This window comes from Kribbella catacumbae DSM 19601 (assembly GCF_000372465.1).
In the GTDB taxonomy this organism is placed as follows: Bacteria; Actinomycetota; Actinomycetes; order Propionibacteriales; family Kribbellaceae; genus Kribbella; species Kribbella catacumbae.
Genome location: NZ_AQUZ01000014.1, coordinates 144,872 through 164,794, shown reverse-complemented (window position 1 = coordinate 164,794; position 19,923 = coordinate 144,872). Strand labels below are relative to the sequence as shown.

The window sequence follows — 19,923 nt, the reverse complement described above, 5'->3', positions numbered from 1 at the left end:
GACCACCTCCAACCCCGTGGAGTCGATGATCTCGATCGCCCGAACCACCAACCGCAACGTGTCCCGCTGGCGCGACGGGCACATGGTGCTGCGCTGGACCGCGGCCGGCATGCTCAACGCCGAACGATCCTTCCGCCGCATCAAGGGCTACAAACACATGCCACAGCTCGTCGCCGCCCTCCACCGACACACCCACCCCGACACCACCGACCACACAGAAACTGTCGGTGCCGTCGCCTAGAGTTCACCGTGGATCGTCACCCAAGTTCCACACAACTCGGGACATGCTCGGACCGGGGTACGGGAGTGGCTTGATAGTCGTCGTTGGTTAGGTTCAAGCCATGCGGATTGTTGCGGTGCTGGCCGTTGAGGGTGCGGTCGGGTTGGAGTTGGCTGGGGCTTGCCAGGTGTTCGCGGCGGCGTACGATCCGATCAGTGGCGAGCCGTTGTACGACGTGCGCGTGTGCGGCAGCTCAGCCGGTACTACGGTGCGCGCGCATCGGCTGGAGATCTTCCGTGCGCAGGCGCCGTACCGATTCGAGGACGCGTTGGACGCCGACACCCTGATCGTGCCGGCGTCGTACACGGCATCGGCCGAGGTGCTCGCCACCGTGCGCGAGGCGCATCGCCGGGGCATCCGGATCGCGGCGATCTGCACAGGTGCCTTCACGCTTGCCGCCGCCGGGTTGCTCGACGGTCGCCCGGCCGCGACGCATTGGGCGCATGCGGAGGAACTGGCTCGCCGCTACCCCAAGGTCGAGGTGGCCACCGACGTGCTCTACCTCGACGACGGCGACTTGCTCACCTCCGCCGGAGTGACCGCCGGGCTGGATCTCTGCCTCCATCTGGTCCGTCAGGATCACGGTTCCGCGGTCGCGGCCACTGTCGCGCGCCGGCTCGTGATGGCGCCTCATCGCGACGGCGGGCAGGCGCAGTTCCTGACCGCGCCCGCCATCGCCGGCGAGGGTTCGCTGGAGCCCGTGATGCGCTGGATGCAAGAGCACCTCACCGAACCCCTGACCCTCGCCTCGATCGCCGGCCACGCCTCGATGAGCACCCGCACCCTCAGCCGCCAGTTCCGTGCCCAGACCGGCAGCACGCCACTGCAATGGGTCATCCGCCTGCGCATCAGCCGCGCCCAGGAGCTTCTGGAGACCACCGATCTCACCATCGACCAGATAGCAACAGCCAGCGGCTTCGGCAGCCCCCTCCTCCTCCGCCAGCACTTCACCAAAGCGCTGGCCACCACCCCGACGGCGTACCGGAGAACCTTCGCCCCGATTGGCTGACCCTGTCGGGAAAAGCTAGGCGCTCTTGAGGATTCCGCCGTCGATCAGATAGTCGGCACCCATGATGCTGCCCGCGCGGGGTGAACAGAGTTGCACGACCAGGTCGGCGACCTCGCCGGCCTCGATCAGGCGACCCGTCAGCATCCCCACCTGCCCGGGCAACGCCGCCAGCAACTGCTCCTGCGGTACGCCGAACTTTCGCGCGAGCTGGCCGCCGTACCCCTCCGGGTGCTCCCAGAGTGCCGTGCGCACCGGCCCCGGTGAGACAGTGTTGACCCGCACGCCCTGCGGTCCGAACTCCTCAGCCAAGGCCTTGCCGAGGGCGGTCAGCGCGGCCTTCGCCGTCGTGTAGGCGACCGGCCCGCTGGACGGGATCCGCGCGCCGTTCGACGAGATGTTGACGATCGCGCCGCGCTGCCGGATCAGGCTCGGCAGCGCCGCCCGGGTGGTCTTCACGGTCGCGAAGAAGTTCACCCCGAAGATCTGCCGCCAGACCTCGTCGTCGACCCCGAGGAACCCGGCCGTCGCGTCACCGTCACCACCCCCGACGTTGTTCACCAGCAGGTCGAGCTCGCCAAATTCCTGGCCGGCCGCCGCGACCAAGCGCTCCGGTCCGTCCGGCTCGGTCAGGTCCACCGGTACTACGAACGCGCCCGTCTCCTTCAGCGCCGGAGTACTGGTCCGGGCCGCGGCGACGACCCGGACGCCTTCCTCGACGAGCCGCTCGACCACAGCCAGGCCGATCCCCCGGCTGGCACCGGTGACGAGCGCGGTCTTGTCCTTCAACTGGAGATCCATCAGCGATAAGCCTCTTACTAGTTGCATCTACTCTGACCCTCAAACCGTACTATCGGCATCACTGATGTTGCAAGTAGTGGAAAATGAGCGACGGTGGAGTAATCTTTGAGCCATGAACGACGTCAGCATCCGTCCCCTGCGCGCGGACGCCGAGCGGACCGTGCGGACGATCCTGGAAGCGGCCGAGCGGACCCTCGCCCGCAATCCGGCGGCCACGATGGAGGAGATCGCCGCGGCGGCCGGGGTGGCCCGGACCACCGTGCACCGGCGCTTCACCACTCGCGAAGCGCTGATCACCTCGCTCGCGGTCTGGGCCAGCCGGCAACTCGAAGCCGCCGTCGACGAGGCCCGGCCCGACACCACGCCACCTCTGGTCGCGCTCTACCAGGCGACCGCGAACGTGCTCCGGGTGAAGATCTCCTGGGGCTTCTCGATGAACACGACGCTTGCCAAGGGCAACGAAGTCGACGAGATCCAGACCCGGGTGGTCGCCTCTTGCGACCGGCTCTTCCGCCGCCTGCAGGAGACCGGCGTACTGCGCGCCGACGTCGACCCAGTCTGGGCCCGCCGGGTGTACTACGCCCTGATCCACGAGGCCTGCCAGGACGTCAGCGCCGGCCGGCTGACCGAGTCCGGCACCGATACGATCGCCACCGTGCTGATCGACACGCTGCTCCGCGGCGTCGGCACCTCGGCCGCCCAGCTCTGAGCTCTGAGGTGACGGCGACCCGCTGGGACGAGGAGCGAAGGGTTACCTAAGCCGCATAGGGTCGGGGGCATGACGGAGCCGGTGCTGGAGATCCCGTTCGCCGATGCGTTCCAGTTCGATCCATCGCCGACTTTCGCGGAGTTGCGCGAAGGGCGGCCGGTGGCGCGGGTGCGGACGTTGGCGGGGGCCGAGGTCTGGTTGGTGACCCGGTACGACGACGTGCGGATGGTGCTCGCCGATCCGCGGTTCTCGCGGGCCGCCGTGGTGAAGCAAGGGGCGCCGCGGGTCGCGCTGGCCAAGCCGATGCCGAACAGCCTGACCACGACCGACCCGCCCGAGCACACCCGGCTGCGCAAGCTGGTGTCGTCGACGTTCGCGCACCGGCGGATCGAGCGGACCCGGCCGTGGGTCGCGGAGCTGTCGGCGCAACTGGCCGACGACGTCGCGAAGGCCGGCGACGGCGCCGACATCCGCGAACTCGTCGCGCTGCCGCTGCCGATCCAGGTGATCTGCCAACTGCTCGGCGTCCCGTACGCCGATCGCGAGCAGTTCCGCGAGTGGACCGAACTCGGTTACAGCATGCGGATGGCGGAGAAGGATCTCGTCGAGCAAGCGATGACCGACCTGACGGCGTACATCGACGCGCTCGTCACCCGCAAGCTGGCCGACAGCAGCAAGCCCGCCGAGGACTTGCTGGACGAACTCGTCCGGGCCCGCGAGGAAGGCGACCGGCTCAGCCATGACGAGCTGATCTCGTTCGGCGTCAACCTGCTGGTGGCCGGCCACGAGACCTCGGCGAACCAGATCTCCAGCTGCGTCGCGACCTTGCTGCGCTGGCCGGAGAACTGGGCCCGGCTGGTCGACAACCACGACCTGGTGCCGCCGGCGATCGAGGAGCTGCTGCGCTTCAACCGTTTCAGCGAGGTCGGTCAGTTGCGGGTCGCGGTCGAGGACATCGAGCTGCACGGCGTACAGATCAAGGCGGGTGAGGGCGTGATGGCCGCGCTGAACTCCGCGAACCGCGATCCGCGCGAGTACGAGAACCCCGACGAGCTGCAGCTCGATCGCAAGGACAACAAACATCTGTCCTTCGGGTTCGGCCCGCACTTCTGCCTCGGCGCGCAGCTCGCCCGCATCGAATTGCAGGAGTCACTGCTCGCCCTGCTGCGCCGCTTCCCGAAGCTGAGCCTCGCCAAGCCCGCCGAGGAACTCCAGTGGCGCCGCGTCCTGGTGAGCGGCCTCGCCGAGCTCCCGGTCATCCTCGGCTAGGCATGACCCTAACCATTGTGTTCATTCGCCCCCTTTTCACCCTCGGCGGCAGCTCTTCAGCGAGCCGCCGCAGTCGAAGAGGGTGAAAAGGGGGCGAATGAGCACGGGGAATGGGTCAGCTTTGCGAGTTGGCGACCAGGGTGAGGTTGCTGGTGCCGTGCTCTGCGTCGTACTCCGCCAGCAGGCGCGCGGCGTCGGTCTCGTTCGACGCGATCGCAGAGGCTAGCGTGGCGGCTGTCCGCGGACGGTCTTCCGGCCAGTCGGAGAGCAGCGCCCAAGCACGCATGCGCTTCTTCTCCAGGTCGCCGCTACTGCCGTTCGACGACTTCGGCCTCGGCGCCGGACGCGAAGGCGCCGGCGCTGTCCGCGCAGTGACCTCGCGAGCGACGACGGTCGGCTCCTCGACCTTGATGGGTTCCGTCGTCACGACGGGCTCCTCGACGACCGGCACCGGCGCAGCTGACTGCGGCACGGACTTGCGCACGGTCTTCGGCTTGCTCGTCGCAGCGGGCTTCGACGCAGCCGGCTTCGGCGCTGCAGGGGCCGGCTTGGCCACAGCAGGCTTCGGCTGTACTACGCGCCGCTGGTCGACAGCCGGCGGCGCCTCGTCCACCGGGTGCTGGACGAACGGCGAGTCAGGACGGGGCTTGGCCACAACCGGCTGCTGGGCAGCTGCTTCGGCCGCGGCAGTCTCGACGTCGACAACCTCGGCCTCGTCCGCTTCTTCCGTACTGCGGTCGTAGGGCAGGTAGTCGACCGCCATCAGCTCGCCGGTCATCGCCTCGCCCCACTGCTCGTCGTCGCGCAGCGGAACGCCACCCGTCGGACGAACCTGCTGGGCCGGCAACTGCTGGACGGGGATGTGCTGCACCGGCGGCGGTGTCGTGCCCTCGACGACCCAGACCGCGGCGCGCAGATCCGTCCGCTCCTCCTTCGCCGGCTCCGGCTCGGGCGGCGGCGGTGGGGAGATCGCGAGCGTCAGCTTGTTGGTGATGACCTCGTAGTTGATCCGGTCCTCGAGCATCCCGGCCAGCCGGTCCGCGTCGTACGTCGTCTCGGCGATCTTCGCGAGCCGCTCGTCCTGGTGCTCGGAACGGATGTACTCGGCAACGGTTCCGGCGATCGCGTCGCGTCGGGCGTTGTTGCGCCGTTGCACGCGAGCCGCGCGAAGGCTCTCGTACAGGCCGAGGCCGTGCTCGAGCGCGATCCCCCGCGCTGCCCAAGTGACCTTGGGCTCGCGGGCCCATTGCACGACGCCGTACACAGGTCCGGTCGTTGCCATCTGACCAGCATTGCGCAGCGCGTCGCGGCGACGGGCCGAGCTGTGGATCAGCCAGAGTACATAGGCGAACGCGGACAGGCCGCCGAAGCCGAAGGCCAGGAAGCGCTCCTCCGGCCGCCAGTGGCCGACCACGTTGAAGACGACCGCGACGACGGCCGCGAACAGTGACATGGCCCGGTAGGCGTAGGCCTGCTCGCCCTTGCGCCGGCGCAGGTCGGCAAGGGCCGCGGTGGCGACGCCACCGAGCTCGATGACAGCCACCGCGGGCGTGACCAGGGCGACCTTGAGAAGCGGCGAGAAGCCTTCCTCCGGCCACGGGATGTGAGTGGCGCCGGCCCAGACCTGACCGACGAGTGCGGCGGCGGCCGCGGTTGCGTAGAAGGCGTAAGCGACTTTGTCAGCACCCGTGAGGGGTACGTTGGCGAGCTCGCCAGTACTGGTGCTGGTGGTGTTCTCCTGCAAGACGTGGTCTCCTGACCGGTTTGGGCTCTCCGGCAGTTCGTCGGTGGTGGTCATGCGATGCCATCCAGGTGGCTGGATGAGGCTACCGGTTCCCGGGCCCTTCAGGGGAGGCGATACCGGAAACGAATCTCTACCGCTCCCCCTACCTCCCCATCAAGCCCTCGCTTCACACCTGCTATTGCAAAATCTGTGGGCCACCGCAGAGAGAACGAAGTAGCGTCGCGCCGGTGATCCCGACCCTCCGCTCACTGCCCGATCCGCGAGCCCTGCGCGACCACCTCACCGAGGTCTACCCCCTCGCCTTCACCGGCTGCACCCTGCTGCGATCGCTGGTCAACGACGTGTACGAACTGACCACCGCCGACGCCCGCTTCATCCTCAAGCTCTACCGCGCGGACGGCCGGCAACCCGCCGAAATCCGTTGGGAGACAGGGCTTTCGACCCAGCTGACCCACCCGTCGACGGCGAGTTGTACCACTCTTTCGGCGAGCTGGTCGCCACCTTCCACGACGCCACCGACGACTTCACCTCACCACCTGCGCGCCGCGGATCAAATCTGGATGAACAGCTCGCTCAGGTTCTTCCCCTCCTTGCGCCCGCGGAGGAAAACCTGCTCCGGGTCCTCGCCGACGCAGTACGGAACAACCTCGCGCAGTACTCCGATGCGTTGAGCAAGGGGATCTGCCATGGCGATGTCAGCCTCGACAATCTCCTCATCACTCGCGACGGCCTCTCGATCCACGACTTCGACCTGTCGGGCGTCGGCTACCGCGCCGCCGACTTCACCGGCGTCGCCAGTACGCCGTACTGGGCCGACTTCCGCGCCGGCTACACGAGTCGCCGCGAACTCCCCGACGCAGACCTCGCCGCCATCCCGTACCTCGCCGTCGTCGCGAGCATCTTCAACCTGCGCTTCCACCTGATCGACAAACCACTGATCCGCGGCACCGAGTCGATCCACGAAGGCTGGGCACAGCGCGAACTCGACAATCTCCGCAAGGCCGCCAACGAACTCCTCTGACGGGGCTGATCGACTTCGTTCGAAAACCGGGTCAGGGCGGAGGGGCGGCGCTAGCTTTCGGGGAGCCGGCGTCGTTGAGGCACCGAACCCTGACAAGGAGCCGCCCATGCGTACTGGCTCTTCGTGCGCTGAGCCTTGCCCGAAAAGACGAGCTGAGAGGACGCCGGGGGCGGCGTCCTCTCAGCTTGCTGTAGTCCAGGGCGCGCCGAGTTCGCTGAACAGCGAGGCGCGGAGCTCCGGCCCATCAATCGCCCCCGTCGAGCGGGCTTCGCAGGCTCCCCCTGACGGTGGGGACGGGGCTTTGATGGGCTGGAGCTCCGGGAAGGCCGGCTGGGCTTCAGCGGCCGGGGAGGTTCTGGTGGACGAAGACCGCCAGCTGGGTTCGGTCCCTGAGGTTGAGCTGCCCCAGGATGCTGGAGATGTGACTCTTGACCGTCCCTTCGGAGATCACCAGGTCCCGGGCGATCTCGCGGTTGCTGGCGCCGACCGCGACCAACTGTAGAACCTCGCGCTCGCGATCGGTGAGGCGCGCGAGCTCGGCGGGCGGCGCCGTCGGCGGTGACTTGTGGGCGGCCGAAGAAAGCGCGGCCACTACCTTGGCCGCGGCCGCCGGCGCCAATTGCAGGACACCACGGCTGGCCAGCCGGACCGCTTCCGCGAGATCCTGGGCCGGCAGATTCTTCAGCAGGTAGCCGGTGGCGCCCACCTGCAACGCCTGGGTGACATGATCATCGTCATCGAAGGTGGAGAGCATCACCACCTTGACGGCCGGCCAGGTACGGACGATCTCCGCCGTCGCCTGGACCCCGTCCAGAACCGGCATCCGGACGTCCATCAACACCACGTCGGGGGCGAGTTCTTCCACCAGGCGCAGTGCCTCGGCGCCGTCAGCGGCAGCGGCCACCACCTCGATGCCGGGCTGCCGCTCCAGAATGGCGGCCAGCCCGTCCCGCATCAGTTCCTGGTCATCGACGATCAGCAACCGGATACTCCCGCTGGTCTCCACTCGGCTCAAGCCTTCCTTGCCTGCGTCCGGGGAATCGTGACCGACATCCGGGTACCTCCTCCTGGTGCTGTCGTCAGCACCAGCCGGCCGCTGACGAGCTCCAACCGCTCCCGGACCCCGCGCAGACCGACTCCAGGACCGGCCGGCGGACCGACACCGTCATCCTCCACCGTCACCGAGGCGGCCTCCTCGGTCAGTTCGACCACCACCCGCGCCTGGCTGGCCCGGGCGTGGCGCTGCACGTTCGTCAGGCCTTCCTGGACGGCCCGGTACAGGGCCAGCAGCTGCTGACGCGAATAGTGTTGCTCATCGCCGGTGACCCGCAGACTGAGGTTGAGCGGCAGGACACGCAGATCGGCCACCATGCCGCGCAGAGTCGGCTCCAGCAGGAAAGGAGCCTCATCCTTCCGCAACGCGCCGACTGAGTGCCGGACGTCGGAGAGGGCCTGATCGGCGAGCCGCTTCGCGTTGGCGACCGCCGCGGACGCGGCCACGGGATCTTCGGCGACCAGCAACTGGGCCTTCTCCAGCTGGACACTGATCACAGTGAGGTGGTGGCCGAGGCTGTCATGGATGTCGCGAGCCAGCCGGTTGCGTTCCTCGATCGTAGCCAGCTCGGCGACGCGCCCCTGGGACTCGACCAGTTGACGATGGGAAGCACCGAGGTCACGCAGCAAGCGCTCGGCCCGCTCCCTGCTGGTTCGCTCGCGCCGAACCAACAGGGCAGTGGCGGTGACCAGCACAACGGCGATCGCGAAGAGCAAGTAGCTGTGCAGCATGTCCGGATCTGTCCGCCACTGAGGCTTGGCGGCGGGGAACCTGACCGTGAACAAGGTCAGGACGACAGCGCTGACCGCGAGACCGGCACGAGATCCCAGCCAGAACACTGCCGGAAACGGCAGCGCGAGATAGAGCATCGAGGCGATGCTCAGACCGTCCAGCTGCGAGACCACCTCGATCATGCCGAGTTGGCCGACGACGGCACCCGCCGCGAGGGCCAGCGGCGGCCGATCGCCGTACCGCCGGCCGATCAGCAACTGCATGATCAGCAGTCCGACCGGGGTGACCACCAGTAGGACGGTTGCCCAGGTCAACGGACCGAGGCTGCGGCTGGTCGCCATCAGCAGGCAGCCGACCCCGACCAGCACGGTCATCCAGGTGGAGGCAGGCAGCAACTGCCGGTGGGTCGACTGACCACCGGCCGACAGGCCGTTCGCCGCTTGCGAGAGCACTTCCCCAGTGGAGCACACCGCTGCCGAGGCCGTCATCAGACATCAGGCCCCACCGGATCCGACTTCCGACCTAGCCCGGAGGTCGTAGTACGGGCGGACGACCGACAGGGCAAGACCGGCCGTTCAGCAGATGCCGGTCCCGTGCCACGGTTCCTAGGCTGCAGGAGTTGGCCGGCCGACAACAGGGCCGGAACCGAGCGGAGGCCTGAGCAAGATGACTGACGACCAGAAAGTGACAGCCGAGACAGCCGAAACCGGCAGACCAGCCCGACGGTACGGCCGGCGGGCCGTGGTCGGCGCGGCGGCGAGCGGTGCCCTGGTGGCCGGCGCCGCAGGCGCCATCGGCGGCCGGCTCACCGCGGATACCGGCCCGCGGATGACCGCGGCCCCGGCGGACGGCGCGAGGTTCGCCGGCAAGGTGGTCCTGATCACCGGCGCCACCTCGGGCATCGGGGCCGCGACCGCGCTCGCCTTCGCGGCCGAGGGCGCCAAGGTCGGGTTCTGCGGGCGGAGGGAGGAGCGCGGCCGCCAGGTGGAGCAGCAGATCCGGGCAGCGGGCCACGAAGCGACCTACCTGCGGGCCGACGTCAGGGTGGAAGACCAGGTACGCCGCTTCGCCGACAGCGTCGCGGAACGCTACGGCCGGCTGGACGTGGTCTTCAGCAATGCTGGTATCCACCAGATCAAACGGCTCCACGAAGTCGCCACAGCCGATTGGGACGACATCCAGAACACCAATGTCCGGGGTGCGTTCTTCACCCTCAAGCACTCGATCCCGCACCTGCTCACAGCAGGCGGAGGCACTGTGGTGGTCACCTCGTCCATCAACGGGCTGGCCGTCCGGCAGGGGTTCGCCGCGTACGGCGCCAGCAAGCACGGTTTGATCGGCCTGGTGCAGGCCGCGGCCCTCGACTACGGCGCCGACGGCATCCGGGTCAATGCCGTCCTGCCTGGCTTCGTCGACACGGAGATGGTCCGCAAGCTCTCCGGCACCGAGAGGCTCCCCGACACCGCCTACCGCGCGGCCGTCGCCGCCGCCGCTCGCTCACGGGCACCTGCCGCCGGCCGGGCCGGCAAACCCGAGGAGATCGCCGCTTTCGTCCTCGACCTCGCCTCCGACCGCTACCCCTTCATGACGGGATCAGCCCAGGTGATCGACGGCGGCGCCTCAGCCTCGCTCCCCTGACCCGGCAACGAACCTCCAGCCCATCAAACGCCCGTGTCGACCGGAGCTCACACGCTCACCCCCTCGCGGTCGCGGCCGGCTTTGATGGGCTGGGGCTCCGGATGGCTGCCGTGACCTGGATGGACCGGTCGACGGCGTGGTTGCAACCGAGGTACTGCGTCATCTATCGAAGCTCCGGCTCTGTTCTCTGCCGATTGGTCCAGGGCGCGCCGAGTTCGCCGAACAGCAACTGCTCCTCGGCGGCCCGCTCGATCCACTTCTCCACTCCGGGCACGACCGGGTGCCGCTCGTCCCCTTCGCCGACCCAATCGGCCTCGATCGCCTGCGGCACCGGGGCTGACCGGATGGCGTCGAGCACACGCGTGAAGGCACCGGTGGAGTCCAAGGGTGCGAGCAACGGCACGCCGTCGAGTCGATGGTCGAGGAGATTGTCCAGCAATTCATCCCGCCCGTACTGCGTACTGGTGGTGCCGTCTGCCGTCGTGAGCTCGAGTTCGTCCGTGGTGTAACTCAGGACGGCGCGACCGGCCGAGCCGTAGACGGTCACTCGGGGCGGTGAGGTCTCGGCCGCGCAGAGCGTGAAGGCGGCGAGGATGGTGGTGCCGCGCGTCGTACGGATCCGGACCGTGGAGGTGTCGTCGGCCTCGATCGGGTTGGCGTGGAAGAGCTCGGTCTCCACGGACTCCACCTGGTTGGCGCGGCCGGAGCCGTCCACCAGCAGAGCCGCCGCGACGGAGTGGGCGAACGGATTCGTCACCGCGCCGTCCACCACCGCGACGCCGTCGAGCATCCGCCGGCCGGCCCACTTCGCTCGCTGCCAGTACGACTGAGTCCGCACCCAGCTGCCCGTTGCGCCGATCCCGCGGATCTCGCCCAAGGTGCCGTCGGCAACGATCGAGGCGAGCGCCAGTACGGCGCCCGAACCGTGTGCCTGAAACCCGATCTGGCAACTCCGCCCAGTCTCGGCGACCACTGCCGTCAGTTGCTCAAACTCAGCCATCGAAGGCGTGGGCGGCTTCTCCAGCAGCACATCAGCCCCCGCCCGCAACACCAACTCCGCCAACGGCACGTGAGTATGAATCGGCGTACAGATGACGACGACATCCACCGCCTCAGCAGCCAGCAGAGCCGGCAGGTCCGAGTAGACGGCAACCTCGGGATGGGTCCAGGTGGTGGGGAGCTGGTCGGGGGCCGGCGGGCGAGGGTCGGCGACGGCGACGAGCTGGCAGCGGCCGGCAATCGTCAGCCGGACGGCCGCCCGCACATGCGAGGCGCCATGGCCATGCACGCCAACAACCGCCACCCGCGGCAGCACGCCGGTTCCTTCAGAGCGGAGGGCACCCCCGGGCGCCGGTTCGGCGCCCGGGGTACTCCCGGTCATCGGCAATCAGTTGCCATCAGCAACACTATTTGATCTCCCCGTTGACCTCGTCGATGAAGGCTTTGGCTGCCTGGTCGGGTTTCTGCCGGCCGAACAGCACCTCGGTGGTGTAGCGCTGGATGATCTTCTCCACCTGGCCACCACCGACCGGCGGGGGCGGCGACGGCTCGCCGAGTTCCTTGACGATCTCCTGGATGAACGCGTGCGACGCGGCGTCGGCCGGCTTCAGCTTCGGTGCGACCTCGGCGCGGATCTCGGTGTTCGGCGGCACGCCACGCTCGGCGAGCAACAGGTTGCCGGCGGCGGTGCTGTTCGCCAGGTAGTTGACGAACTCGGCCGCCTCCTTCGGGTGCTTCGACCGCGACGAGATCGACCAGAACATCGACCCCTTGTAGTACGCGCCGTTCTCAGTCGCCTTGCCGCTGACGCTCGGCAGCCGCAGCAACTTCAACTGCTGCCCGGAAGCCTTGCTCAGGGCGTTCAGCTGGTTGCTCCAGCTGTAGCTCATCGCCAGCTTCCCGGTCGCCATCCCGCCCTGGTCGAGCGGCGCGTTCATATCCTGCGACGTGAACTCCGCCGTCGGCGTCGCCTTGGCATCCCGCATCTTCAGCAGGTTGGTGTAGAACTCGGTCACGCCTTCCGGCGTCACCCCGAGCTTGCCGTCCTTGGTGAACAGCGACTGGCCGTGCTGCCGCGCCCACATGTTCAGGCTCGCGTCGTTGGTTCCGTACGCCCCCGTGCCCCAGCCCTTACCGTTCAGCTTCGTCGTGATCTGGGCCGCGATCTGGGTGTACTGGTCCCAGGTCCAGGTCTTGTCGTCGGGCATCGGCACACCCGCCGCCTTGAAGACGGCCGGGTTCGCGACGATCGTGAACGCGTTGATCCCCGCGTTCAGCCCGTACAGCCCGCCGTCGAACTCGCCGGCGCCCAGGGTGTCCGGCTCGAACTTGTCCGTGCTGAGCCCGTCGGCCTTCTTCAGATCCAGCAGCGCGCCGCGATCGGCGTACTCGCGCAGGTACTTCTCGTCCATCTGGATGATGTCCGGCGCGTCGTTGGCGGCGACCGTGGTGGCGAGCTTGTCCCAGTAGCCGGACCATTCGCCGTACTCACCCTTGATCTTGATCTTCGGGTGTTCCTTCTGGAACGAGTCGATCACCTCCTGGGTGATCTTGTGCCGGGTGTCCGAGCCCCACCAGTTGAACCGGAGGGTGACCTCGCCGTCGGCGTTCGCGCCGCCGCCCGAGTCGCCGCCACAGGCACTGGCGGCTAACAGGCTGGCGGCGATCGCAATGGCGGCCACCGCCCGGAATCGCCGGCGCGACCCCCTACTTGACACTGTTCGAATGAGCGGCCTCATGGTGTGCACCTTTCAGGGGTTACTTGATGCCGGTGGTGGCGATGCCCTTGACCAGGAAGCGCTGGCCGAGCAGGAAGGCGAGGAAGACCGGGACCAGGGAGACGACCGACATCGCGAACATCGAGCCCCAGTTGGTGCTCGCGGTGGCGTCGACGAACGATCGCAGCGCGACCGGCACGGTGTACATCTTCGGATCGGTCAGGTAGATCAGCTGGCTGAAGAAGTCGTTCCAGGTCCAGATGAACGTGAAGATCGTGGTGGTCGCGAGGGCCGGCACCATCAGCGGCAGGATCACCCGCAGGAAGATCCCGGTCTTGCTGCAGCCGTCGATCCGCGCCGCCTCGTCGAGTTCGCGCGGGATGCCGCGGATGAACTGCACCATCAAGAAGACGAAGAACGCGTCGGTGGCCAGCAGCTTCGGCACGACCAGCGGCAGGAACGTGTTGATCCAGCCCGCCTGCGAGAACAGGATGTACTGCGGCACGATCACCACGTGGATCGGCAGCATGATCGTCACGAGCATGATCGCGAACCAGAACTTCTTGCCGGCGAACTCCAGCCGGGCGAACGCGTACGCCGCCATCGAGCAGGACACCAGGTTGCCCAGGATCGCGCCGAACACCACCGCCGCGGAGTTCAGCAGATAGCGCGTGAACGGTTCGGTCAGCGCGTTCCAGCCGACCCGGTAGTTGCTGATCTGCAGGTCGCGGATCAGGATGCCGGGCTCGCGGAAGATCTCGTCGCCGGGCCGCAGCGAGCTGACCACCATCCAGATCACCGGGTAGAGCATCACCAGCGCGGCGGCCGCCAGGGCACCATGGATGAGCAGTGGCTTCACCCGCTTCCACCCGTACGCCGTACTGCGGCTGGCCGGGAGCGTGCGGCCGATGGTTTCAGTCGTCATAGAACACCCAGTACTTCGAGGCGACGAAGTTCGCCGCGGTGAGGACGGCGATGATCACCAGCAGGAACCACGCCATCGCCGACGCGTAGCCCATGTCGAAGTTGCCGAAGCCGCGGTCGTACAGATAGAGCGTGTAGAACATCGTCGAGTCGGACGGCCCGCCGGTGCCGCCGGAGACGACGAAGGCCTGGGTGAACGACTGGAACGCGTGGATGATCTGCAGCACCAGGTTGAAGAAGATGATCGGCGTCAGCATCGGCAGTGTGATGCTGCGGAACCGGCGCCACGACCCGGCGCCGTCGACCGCTGCCGCCTCGTAGTACATGGCGGGGATCTGCCGCAGGCCGGCCAGGAAGATCACCATCGGGGCGCCGAAGGTCCAGACGTTCAGCGCGACCAGCGTGCCGAGCGCGGTACTCGGGTCGGAGATCCAGCCCTTGCCCTCGATGCCGACCTGCGCGAGCAGCTGGTTGAGCAGGCCCTCGGTGCCGAACACCTGCTTCCACAGGATCGCGATCGCGACGCTGGAGCCGAGCAGGGACGGCAAGTAGAAGATCGAGCGGTAGAACGCCATTCCGCGGACGCCGCGGTCCAGCACGACGGCCAGCAGCAGAGCGAGCGCGAGCTGCAGGGGCACCGAGACCAGGACATAGGTGAAGGTGACGCGCAGCGAGTTGTGCAGCCGCTCGTCGGACAGCATCCGGGTGAAGTTCTCCAGGCCGATCCACTCCGGCGCCTGGATCAGGTTGTAGTCCGTGAAGGCCAGGTAGAGCGACGCGAGCATCGGCCCGATCGTGATCACGAACAAGCCGATCAGCCAGGGTGTCAGGAAGAGATAAGCAGCCAGATTGTCTTTAGTGGCTTTTTTTCCGGCGCCACCGCCTGGACCGCGCTTGTGCCCAGGCGGTTTTTTCCGCCGGAGCGTGCCCAGTTCACTCAGCGCGCTCATAGTACTTTCCTCCAGAAACTCTCGAGGCCGGCGGACCAGGTCAATGGAAAGCGTTTGCCCAGGCGGTTAAGTTACGGCAGCTAACCGGTTCAGACAAGACCTTTCCAGCAATTACCACGTCCGATTCCGGACACTTGCAAAGTCTTGACAAAGCCCCCTGCCGCCGGAACAGTACTGGGCATTTGGCAACCGCTTTCCCTGCCTGTGGAGGCCTCTATGCAGCGTCGGACGTTCCTTGCCGGATCCCTCGGAGCCCTCTCCGCCGGCGCCCTGCCGGCCGGGTCGGCGGCGGCTGCGACAGCCGGGGCGGCGACAGCGGCCACCAGTGTCGACGAGGCATTTCTCAGCCTCCTGACGAAAAGGAACGAGGCTCAGATACCGCTCGTTCTGGACACCTACAAGAACGCCGGCGACAGCGTTCGCGCGACCGCCCGGAAAGCCAGGCGAATGGTGTCCGGCTTTGTCTGGGAACGGTCCGCCCGTCATCACGACAACAGCCTGCTCGAACCGCTGACCTTCCTGGTCGAGCGGCTCGCGACGCTGCAGCACGACGACGGCACCTACGACGTCGGCAACCTGCACTCGCCGCCTGACAGTGCCTTCGCGCTGCAGGACCTCTGCCTGATCCTGGACCTGCTCGATGCTGACGGTCAGCCCGCGACCGAGCCGACCCGAGCCGTCCTCGAACGGATCATCCGCAAGGCCGGACCCGCGCTTGCCACCGGCGGGGTGCACACACCCAACCACCGCTGGGAGGTGTCGGCGGCCCTTGCCCGCATCCACCACCTCTTCCCCGACCGCCGGTACGCCGCCCGCATCGACGACTGGCTCGACGAGGGCATCGACGCGACCCCGGACGGGATCTACAGCGAGCGGAGCTCCACATACGCCTCGGAGGTGACGAATCCGTCGTTGCTGACGATCGCCTGGTTGCGCCGCAAGCCGGAACTGCTGCCCGTCGTCAGCCGGAACCTGGCCGCCACCTTGTTCCTCCTGGAGCCGAACGGCGAGGTGGACTCGACCGCCTCTCGCCGGCAGGACCAGAACCGGATCCGCGAGGTCTGGTGGTACCTGACCCAGTTCCGCGAGCTGGCCCTGCACGACCGCGACGGCCGGTTCGCGACCGTTGCCAAGGACATCGAACGCCGCGGTACCGGCGAGCTGGGCGACTTCCTCGCCGAGGTCCTCGAGCGCCCCGACCTCGCGGCTCCGCTCCCGGCCGCCGCGCCGGCGCCGGAGGACTTCAGCCAGGACTTCCCGGCGCATCAGCTCGCTCGCATCCGCCGCGGCGCCCGTACTGCGACGCTCTTCGGCGGCACCGACTTCCACGACATCCCGGTGATCGCGTCCGGGCTGTCGACCAGTCCCACCTTCTTCAAGTTCCGCAGCGGTGCCGCGATCCTCGACTCCGTCCGGTTGTCGCCGCAGTTCTTCAGTACCGGGCACTTCCGCAGCGACGGCCTGCGCCGTACCGGTCAGTGGTCCTTCCAGCTCGGCGATGAGGTCAAGGTCCCGTACCACCTGCCGTTGCCGAAGCGCTACCGGCGCAGCGACGGCTCCTACGCGCTGACCAACGAAGGCCGCTTCTACGCCAAGATGGAATTCCCGCACCGGCCGAAGCAGTACCGGACTCTCAGCACCGCCGTCGCGGTGACCGAGGTCAGCAACGGCTTCGACCTGGCCATCGAGCTGTCCGGCTCCGAAGTACCGTTCGCGATCGAGCTGTGCTTCCGGCCGGGTGGCACGCTGAGCGGCGTCGAACAACTCGATGCTGCTGGCAACTACCAGCTCGTCGAAGGCACTGGCGCCTACACAGTCGGCACGGACCGGATCGAGTTCGGCCCCGGCAACGGCCCGACCCGGGTGACCATGGACCCAGGCGAGCGCTACACCCACCTCAACGGCAGCCTCACCCCAGAAGGCCTCCGCGTCTACCTCACCGGCCGCTCGCCGGCGCGGTACACGCTTCACCTCCGGGCCTCCTGAACGGTCAGTGCCGGTTTCGGCGAGGAGGCGGTCGACGGTGGCGACCGAGGGGATGACGAGCTTTCGGGCGATCTCAGGGACGGGGAGGCCGTTGGCCCGCAGGGATACCGCGTAGGCGCTTCATCTCATGGACCCGTGAAGATCACCCGCTGGCGGGGGACTGTCTTCTTGTCGTCGGGTCAGCCACAATCCGCCCGATATTCGGCGAGTACTACGGCGCCCCCGGGCCATGCTGACGCGCGTCACGGACTCCTTGGACGGGGGCTGGGGCAGCGGTAACACATGCTGATCACTGGTTGCCGCCGCTGTGCTTCCATCAGGATGCACGCCGAGCGGTTACCTCGGCATCGTCGGGCCCGTCATGATCATGACGGAACTCGCGTAAGGAAGGTAACGAAATGACCGGATCAGGTCCGCACGAAGCACTAGCGGGAACGTTCGAGCAGCAGCGCGAGCGCCTGGTGGCGGTCGCCTACCGGATGCTCGGATCGCGGGTGGACGCCGAGGACGCGGTGCAGGAGGCGTGGATCCGGCTGGCGCGACAGGACGCGGCCGCGATCGACAACCTGGCCGGCTGGCTGACCACCGTGGTCGGCCGGGTCTGCATCGATGTGCTGCGCTCGCGCAAGACCCGGGCCGAACTGTCGTACGACGACCGGCTGCCCGAGCTGGTGGTGACCGTGGACGGCGGGGCGGCACCCGAGGACGACGCGATGCTCGCCGAATCGGTCGGGTTGGCACTGCTGGTGGTACTCGACACCCTCACGCCCACCGAGCGGCTGGCGTTCGTACTGCATGACATGTTCGCCGTGCCCTTCGCCGAGATCGGCGAGATCATCGGGCGGTCCACCGACGCGACCAAGATGCTCGCCAGCCGGGCTCGCCGGAAGGTGCAGAGCACATCGCTGCCGGAGGAGGAGCCGCGGCGGCAGCGCGCAGTGGTCGACGCATTTCTTGCCGCGGCGCGGAACGGGGACTTCGAAGGGCTCGTACGGCTGCTCGATCCGAAGGTGACCTGGCGCACGTACCACCCGCAGGGCGTGATGACCACGGTCGGGGCGGCCGAGGTGGCCGGTCCGATCCTGCGCGGCATCCGGTCGATGACCTCGGCGCTCCCGGTCCTGGTCAACGGCGATCCCGGGTTCTTGGCCTGGGGTGCGAAAGGCAAGGTGCTCGGCGTGGTGGCGTGCACCGTGGTCGACGGCCGGATCGTCGAGCTCCTGACCGTGAGCGACCGCAAGCGCCTCGACGCCATGGATCTGCCCGTGCGACCCGAGTAGCGCGGATCGAAGCGCAGTGTGGTTGTTACGTCTTTGCGGGGTGCTTCGTCGTAGTGGTGCAAGCATCCGAAGACGAAGGAGATCGAGATGGAAACCCGGATCAACCCCATGCGCAACGAGGTCGGGGCGAAGTGGGCCAAGTACATCATCTCGTCGAACAAAGCCATCACCGACTCGGCGCTGCCGAAGCTGGTGCAGGAGCTGGTGAAGATCCGCGCCAGCCAGCTCAACGGTTGCGGCGGCTGCCTTGACATGCACACCAAGGACGCCGCGGCGGCCGGCGAGAGCGTGGTGCGGATCAACCTGGTCGGGGCATGGCGGGAGACAACCGTCTATACCGAGGCGGAGCGGGCGGCCCTGGAAATCACCGAGCAGGGCACCCGCCTCGCCGACTCCAGCGGTGTCACCGATGAGGCGTGGGCGAACGCGGCGAAGCACTTCGACGAGGACCAGCTCATGGCCCTGGTGGCCCTGATCTGCGTGATCAACGCCTTCAACCGGCTGAACGTGATCACCCGGACGCCCGGCGGCGAGTACCAGCCCGGTCAGTTCGGCTGACGCGGACATTCCCCCTCAGGCTCGCGGGCGGACCCGGGACCCGGGTCCGCCCGCGGCCGCCACCCCAGACATTGCGCCAAGGACAGGACTCATGAACATCGCACTGTGGATCATCACCGGCCTGCTGACCGCCGTCTACCTGTTCTCCGGCTTCGGGAAGCTGTTCGTCCCACGGGAGAAGATGGCCGGGATGGCCGACGCCGCGCGCTGGGTCCTCGACTTCAAGCCCGGCACCCTCAAGGCCATCGGAGCACTCGAGATCCTCGGTGCCCTGGGCCTGCTCCTGCCCGCCTTGCTCGGCATCGGGCCGATTCTGGTACCGCTGGCGGCTAGCGGCCTGGCGCTGATCATGACCGGCGCCCTGATCATGCGGATCCGCCGTGGCGAGACCAAAGCCGCGCTAGGGGACGGGGGCTACCTTGCCCTGACCGCCTTCGTGGCGATCGGCCGCTTCGCACTGGAACCCTTCACCGGTTGACCCCAAAGCCAGTAAGTTAAGGGGGTTCGGGGAGGTGCCTTGTCGTGTCGACTCGAACGGAATCAGTTGGTCGGCGCCGTCAGGGCCTGCTGGCTGGAACAGGGACTCGGTCTGGTCGGCCTCGACCTGCACCGCCGAATCAAAGCAGGTCTTCGATCCGGCCAACCTGCTCAATCCGGCAAGGTGCTACCCGACGGCGCCGGCCGAGATCGTCCTGGACCACGGCGTGAAGGATTTTTGCCGCTCCGTGGCAGAAATCCTTCACGCGGGTCAGCTGTCACTTCTCGGCTTGCTCGACCATGCGTCCGCCGTGGCGAAGGCGTGGGACGGCTGCGCACGCACGACCTCGCACCGATGCCCCGACACGCCGGGGGAAGCGTTTGCTGACCGAAGAGGGGTCTGCACGGACGTCCGCGCCCTCCCAGCCTTGGGCCCCAGGGAGTCTCGCCATCGGCAACCCGCCCCGACGTTGCACCTCGCCGGGCCCGGCGACCGGACACCTGTCCATGACGAGGCCACGCTCCACCTGACTGAACGGCATTGGGGTTCACCCCAAAGCCGGTTGGATCGGGGCACCCCCCTCAGCGGGATGGTTGTCCCGACCGACAGGACATAGTGCTCGTATTGGGGCCGGCTGCCGCTCCCGTGAGCGTGGCGCCCGGTCGAACGGCCGACTATGTCCTGTCGATCGGGACAACACAAGCCCCCGCCGCGGGTCAGATGTCCGTTCGGTTCCTTGACAGCGCCACGCACGCCTTAACTAACCGGCTTTGCGG

Annotated in this window: 17 protein-coding genes and 1 pseudogene; 10 read left to right on the top strand and 8 right to left on the bottom strand. The window is 67.7% G+C overall.

Annotated features, from left to right (window positions below; all coding sequences use genetic code 11):
- Positions 1-241 (top strand): annotated as a pseudogene (locus tag A3ES_RS0117110) (IS256 family transposase); the annotation flags it as partial.
- 100 nt (positions 242-341) lie between these two features.
- Positions 342-1,289, top strand: a complete 948-nt coding sequence (locus tag A3ES_RS0117105; protein WP_020388063.1) for a GlxA family transcriptional regulator — start codon at positions 342-344, stop codon at positions 1,287-1,289.
- 15 nt (positions 1,290-1,304) lie between these two features.
- Here A3ES_RS0117105 and A3ES_RS0117100 read toward each other — a convergent pair whose 3' ends face one another.
- Positions 1,305-2,087 carry an SDR family NAD(P)-dependent oxidoreductase gene (locus A3ES_RS0117100; protein ID WP_020388062.1) on the bottom strand — a complete coding sequence of 261 codons (783 nt, stop codon included), beginning with the start codon at positions 2,085-2,087 and terminating at the stop codon, positions 1,305-1,307.
- Between the two features lie 112 nt (positions 2,088-2,199).
- Between A3ES_RS0117100 and A3ES_RS0117095 the strand changes: the two genes are divergently transcribed.
- Together A3ES_RS0117095 and A3ES_RS0117090 are read left to right on the top strand one after the other, a co-directional pair.
- Positions 2,200-2,796, top strand: coding sequence for a TetR/AcrR family transcriptional regulator (locus A3ES_RS0117095; RefSeq protein WP_020388061.1), 597 nt, complete (start codon positions 2,200-2,202; stop codon positions 2,794-2,796).
- A gap of 69 nt (positions 2,797-2,865) precedes the next feature.
- Positions 2,866-4,065: a cytochrome P450 gene (locus A3ES_RS0117090; RefSeq protein ID WP_020388060.1), complete on the top strand. Its 1,200-nt coding sequence runs from the start codon at positions 2,866-2,868 to the stop codon at positions 4,063-4,065.
- Positions 4,066-4,180: 115 nt separating this feature from the next.
- Here A3ES_RS0117090 and A3ES_RS51300 read toward each other — a convergent pair whose 3' ends face one another.
- Positions 4,181-5,863 carry a hypothetical protein gene (locus A3ES_RS51300; RefSeq protein ID WP_051084734.1) on the bottom strand — a complete coding sequence of 561 codons (1,683 nt, stop codon included), beginning with the start codon at positions 5,861-5,863 and terminating at the stop codon, positions 4,181-4,183.
- A gap of 367 nt (positions 5,864-6,230) precedes the next feature.
- Between A3ES_RS51300 and A3ES_RS47455 the strand changes: the two genes are divergently transcribed.
- Complete coding sequence (locus A3ES_RS47455) at positions 6,231-6,830, top strand: phosphotransferase (RefSeq protein ID WP_020388058.1); 600 nt, start codon at positions 6,231-6,233, stop codon at positions 6,828-6,830.
- A 337-nt stretch (positions 6,831-7,167) separates the two neighbouring features.
- Here A3ES_RS47455 and A3ES_RS0117075 read toward each other — a convergent pair whose 3' ends face one another.
- Positions 7,168-7,836 (bottom strand): response regulator, encoded by a 669-nt coding sequence (locus A3ES_RS0117075; protein ID WP_020388057.1) that lies wholly within the window; start codon positions 7,834-7,836, stop codon positions 7,168-7,170.
- A 5-nt stretch (positions 7,837-7,841) separates the two neighbouring features.
- Positions 7,842-9,068, bottom strand: coding sequence for a sensor histidine kinase (locus tag A3ES_RS51295; RefSeq protein ID WP_051084733.1), 1,227 nt, complete (start codon positions 9,066-9,068; stop codon positions 7,842-7,844).
- A 214-nt stretch (positions 9,069-9,282) separates the two neighbouring features.
- On the opposite strand from A3ES_RS51295, the gene A3ES_RS0117065 reads away from it, so the two are divergent.
- Complete coding sequence (locus tag A3ES_RS0117065) at positions 9,283-10,254, top strand: SDR family NAD(P)-dependent oxidoreductase (protein WP_020388055.1); 972 nt, start codon at positions 9,283-9,285, stop codon at positions 10,252-10,254.
- 163 nt (positions 10,255-10,417) lie between these two features.
- Here A3ES_RS0117065 and A3ES_RS0117060 read toward each other — a convergent pair whose 3' ends face one another.
- From A3ES_RS0117060 to A3ES_RS0117045, 4 genes are all read right to left on the bottom strand, one after another.
- On the bottom strand, positions 10,418-11,569 hold the full coding sequence (locus A3ES_RS0117060) for a Gfo/Idh/MocA family protein (RefSeq protein ID WP_020388054.1): 1,152 nt from the start codon (positions 11,567-11,569) through the stop codon (positions 10,418-10,420).
- Positions 11,570-11,660: 91 nt separating this feature from the next.
- A complete protein-coding gene (locus A3ES_RS0117055) occupies positions 11,661-12,935 on the bottom strand; it encodes an ABC transporter substrate-binding protein (protein WP_020388053.1) in 1,275 nt (424 codons plus the stop codon).
- Positions 12,936-13,011: 76 nt separating this feature from the next.
- Entirely contained in the window at positions 13,012-13,896 is an 885-nt protein-coding gene (locus tag A3ES_RS0117050) for a carbohydrate ABC transporter permease (RefSeq protein WP_020388052.1), read from the bottom strand.
- A complete protein-coding gene (locus A3ES_RS0117045; RefSeq protein WP_020388051.1) occupies positions 13,886-14,845 on the bottom strand; it encodes a carbohydrate ABC transporter permease in 960 nt (319 codons plus the stop codon). Before A3ES_RS0117045 ends, A3ES_RS0117050 begins: the two co-directional genes overlap by 11 nt.
- Positions 14,846-15,061: 216 nt before the next feature.
- Between A3ES_RS0117045 and A3ES_RS47445 the strand changes: the two genes are divergently transcribed.
- From A3ES_RS47445 to A3ES_RS0117025, 4 genes are all read left to right on the top strand, one after another.
- On the top strand, positions 15,062-16,831 hold the full coding sequence (locus A3ES_RS47445; RefSeq protein WP_020388050.1) for a hypothetical protein: 1,770 nt from the start codon (positions 15,062-15,064) through the stop codon (positions 16,829-16,831).
- Between the two features lie 398 nt (positions 16,832-17,229).
- Positions 17,230-18,111: a sigma-70 family RNA polymerase sigma factor gene (locus tag A3ES_RS0117035; protein ID WP_020388049.1), complete on the top strand. Its 882-nt coding sequence runs from the start codon at positions 17,230-17,232 to the stop codon at positions 18,109-18,111.
- An 87-nt stretch (positions 18,112-18,198) separates the two neighbouring features.
- Positions 18,199-18,669, top strand: a complete 471-nt coding sequence (locus A3ES_RS0117030; protein ID WP_020388048.1) for a carboxymuconolactone decarboxylase family protein — start codon at positions 18,199-18,201, stop codon at positions 18,667-18,669.
- Between the two features lie 91 nt (positions 18,670-18,760).
- The gene (locus tag A3ES_RS0117025) at positions 18,761-19,147 is read left to right on the top strand and encodes a DoxX family protein (protein ID WP_020388047.1); all 387 of its coding nucleotides are present in this window, start codon (positions 18,761-18,763) and stop codon (positions 19,145-19,147) included.
- Positions 19,148-19,923: the final 776 nt, after the last annotated feature.

Bases quoted from the DNA above. Each gene is read 5' to 3' on its own strand.
- A3ES_RS0117100 (WP_020388062.1), bottom strand. From the start codon at position 2,087: ATGGATCTCCAGTTGAAGGACAAGACCGCGCTCGTCACCGGTGCCAGC.
- A3ES_RS0117095 (WP_020388061.1), top strand. From the start codon at position 2,200: ATGAACGACGTCAGCATCCGTCCCCTGCGCGCGGACGCCGAGCGGACC.
- A3ES_RS0117030 (WP_020388048.1), top strand. From the start codon at position 18,199: ATGGAAACCCGGATCAACCCCATGCGCAACGAGGTCGGGGCGAAGTGG.
- A3ES_RS0117065 (WP_020388055.1), top strand. From the start codon at position 9,283: ATGACTGACGACCAGAAAGTGACAGCCGAGACAGCCGAAACCGGCAGA.
- A3ES_RS0117035 (WP_020388049.1), top strand. From the start codon at position 17,230: ATGACCGGATCAGGTCCGCACGAAGCACTAGCGGGAACGTTCGAGCAG.
- A3ES_RS0117045 (WP_020388051.1), bottom strand. From the start codon at position 14,845: ATGAGCGCGCTGAGTGAACTGGGCACGCTCCGGCGGAAAAAACCGCCT.
- A3ES_RS0117050 (WP_020388052.1), bottom strand. From the start codon at position 13,896: ATGACGACTGAAACCATCGGCCGCACGCTCCCGGCCAGCCGCAGTACG.
- A3ES_RS51300 (WP_051084734.1), bottom strand. From the start codon at position 5,863: ATGACCACCACCGACGAACTGCCGGAGAGCCCAAACCGGTCAGGAGAC.
- A3ES_RS0117090 (WP_020388060.1), top strand. From the start codon at position 2,866: ATGACGGAGCCGGTGCTGGAGATCCCGTTCGCCGATGCGTTCCAGTTC.
- A3ES_RS0117105 (WP_020388063.1), top strand. From the start codon at position 342: ATGCGGATTGTTGCGGTGCTGGCCGTTGAGGGTGCGGTCGGGTTGGAG.
- A3ES_RS47445 (WP_020388050.1), top strand. From the start codon at position 15,062: ATGCAGCGTCGGACGTTCCTTGCCGGATCCCTCGGAGCCCTCTCCGCC.
- A3ES_RS0117025 (WP_020388047.1), top strand. From the start codon at position 18,761: ATGAACATCGCACTGTGGATCATCACCGGCCTGCTGACCGCCGTCTAC.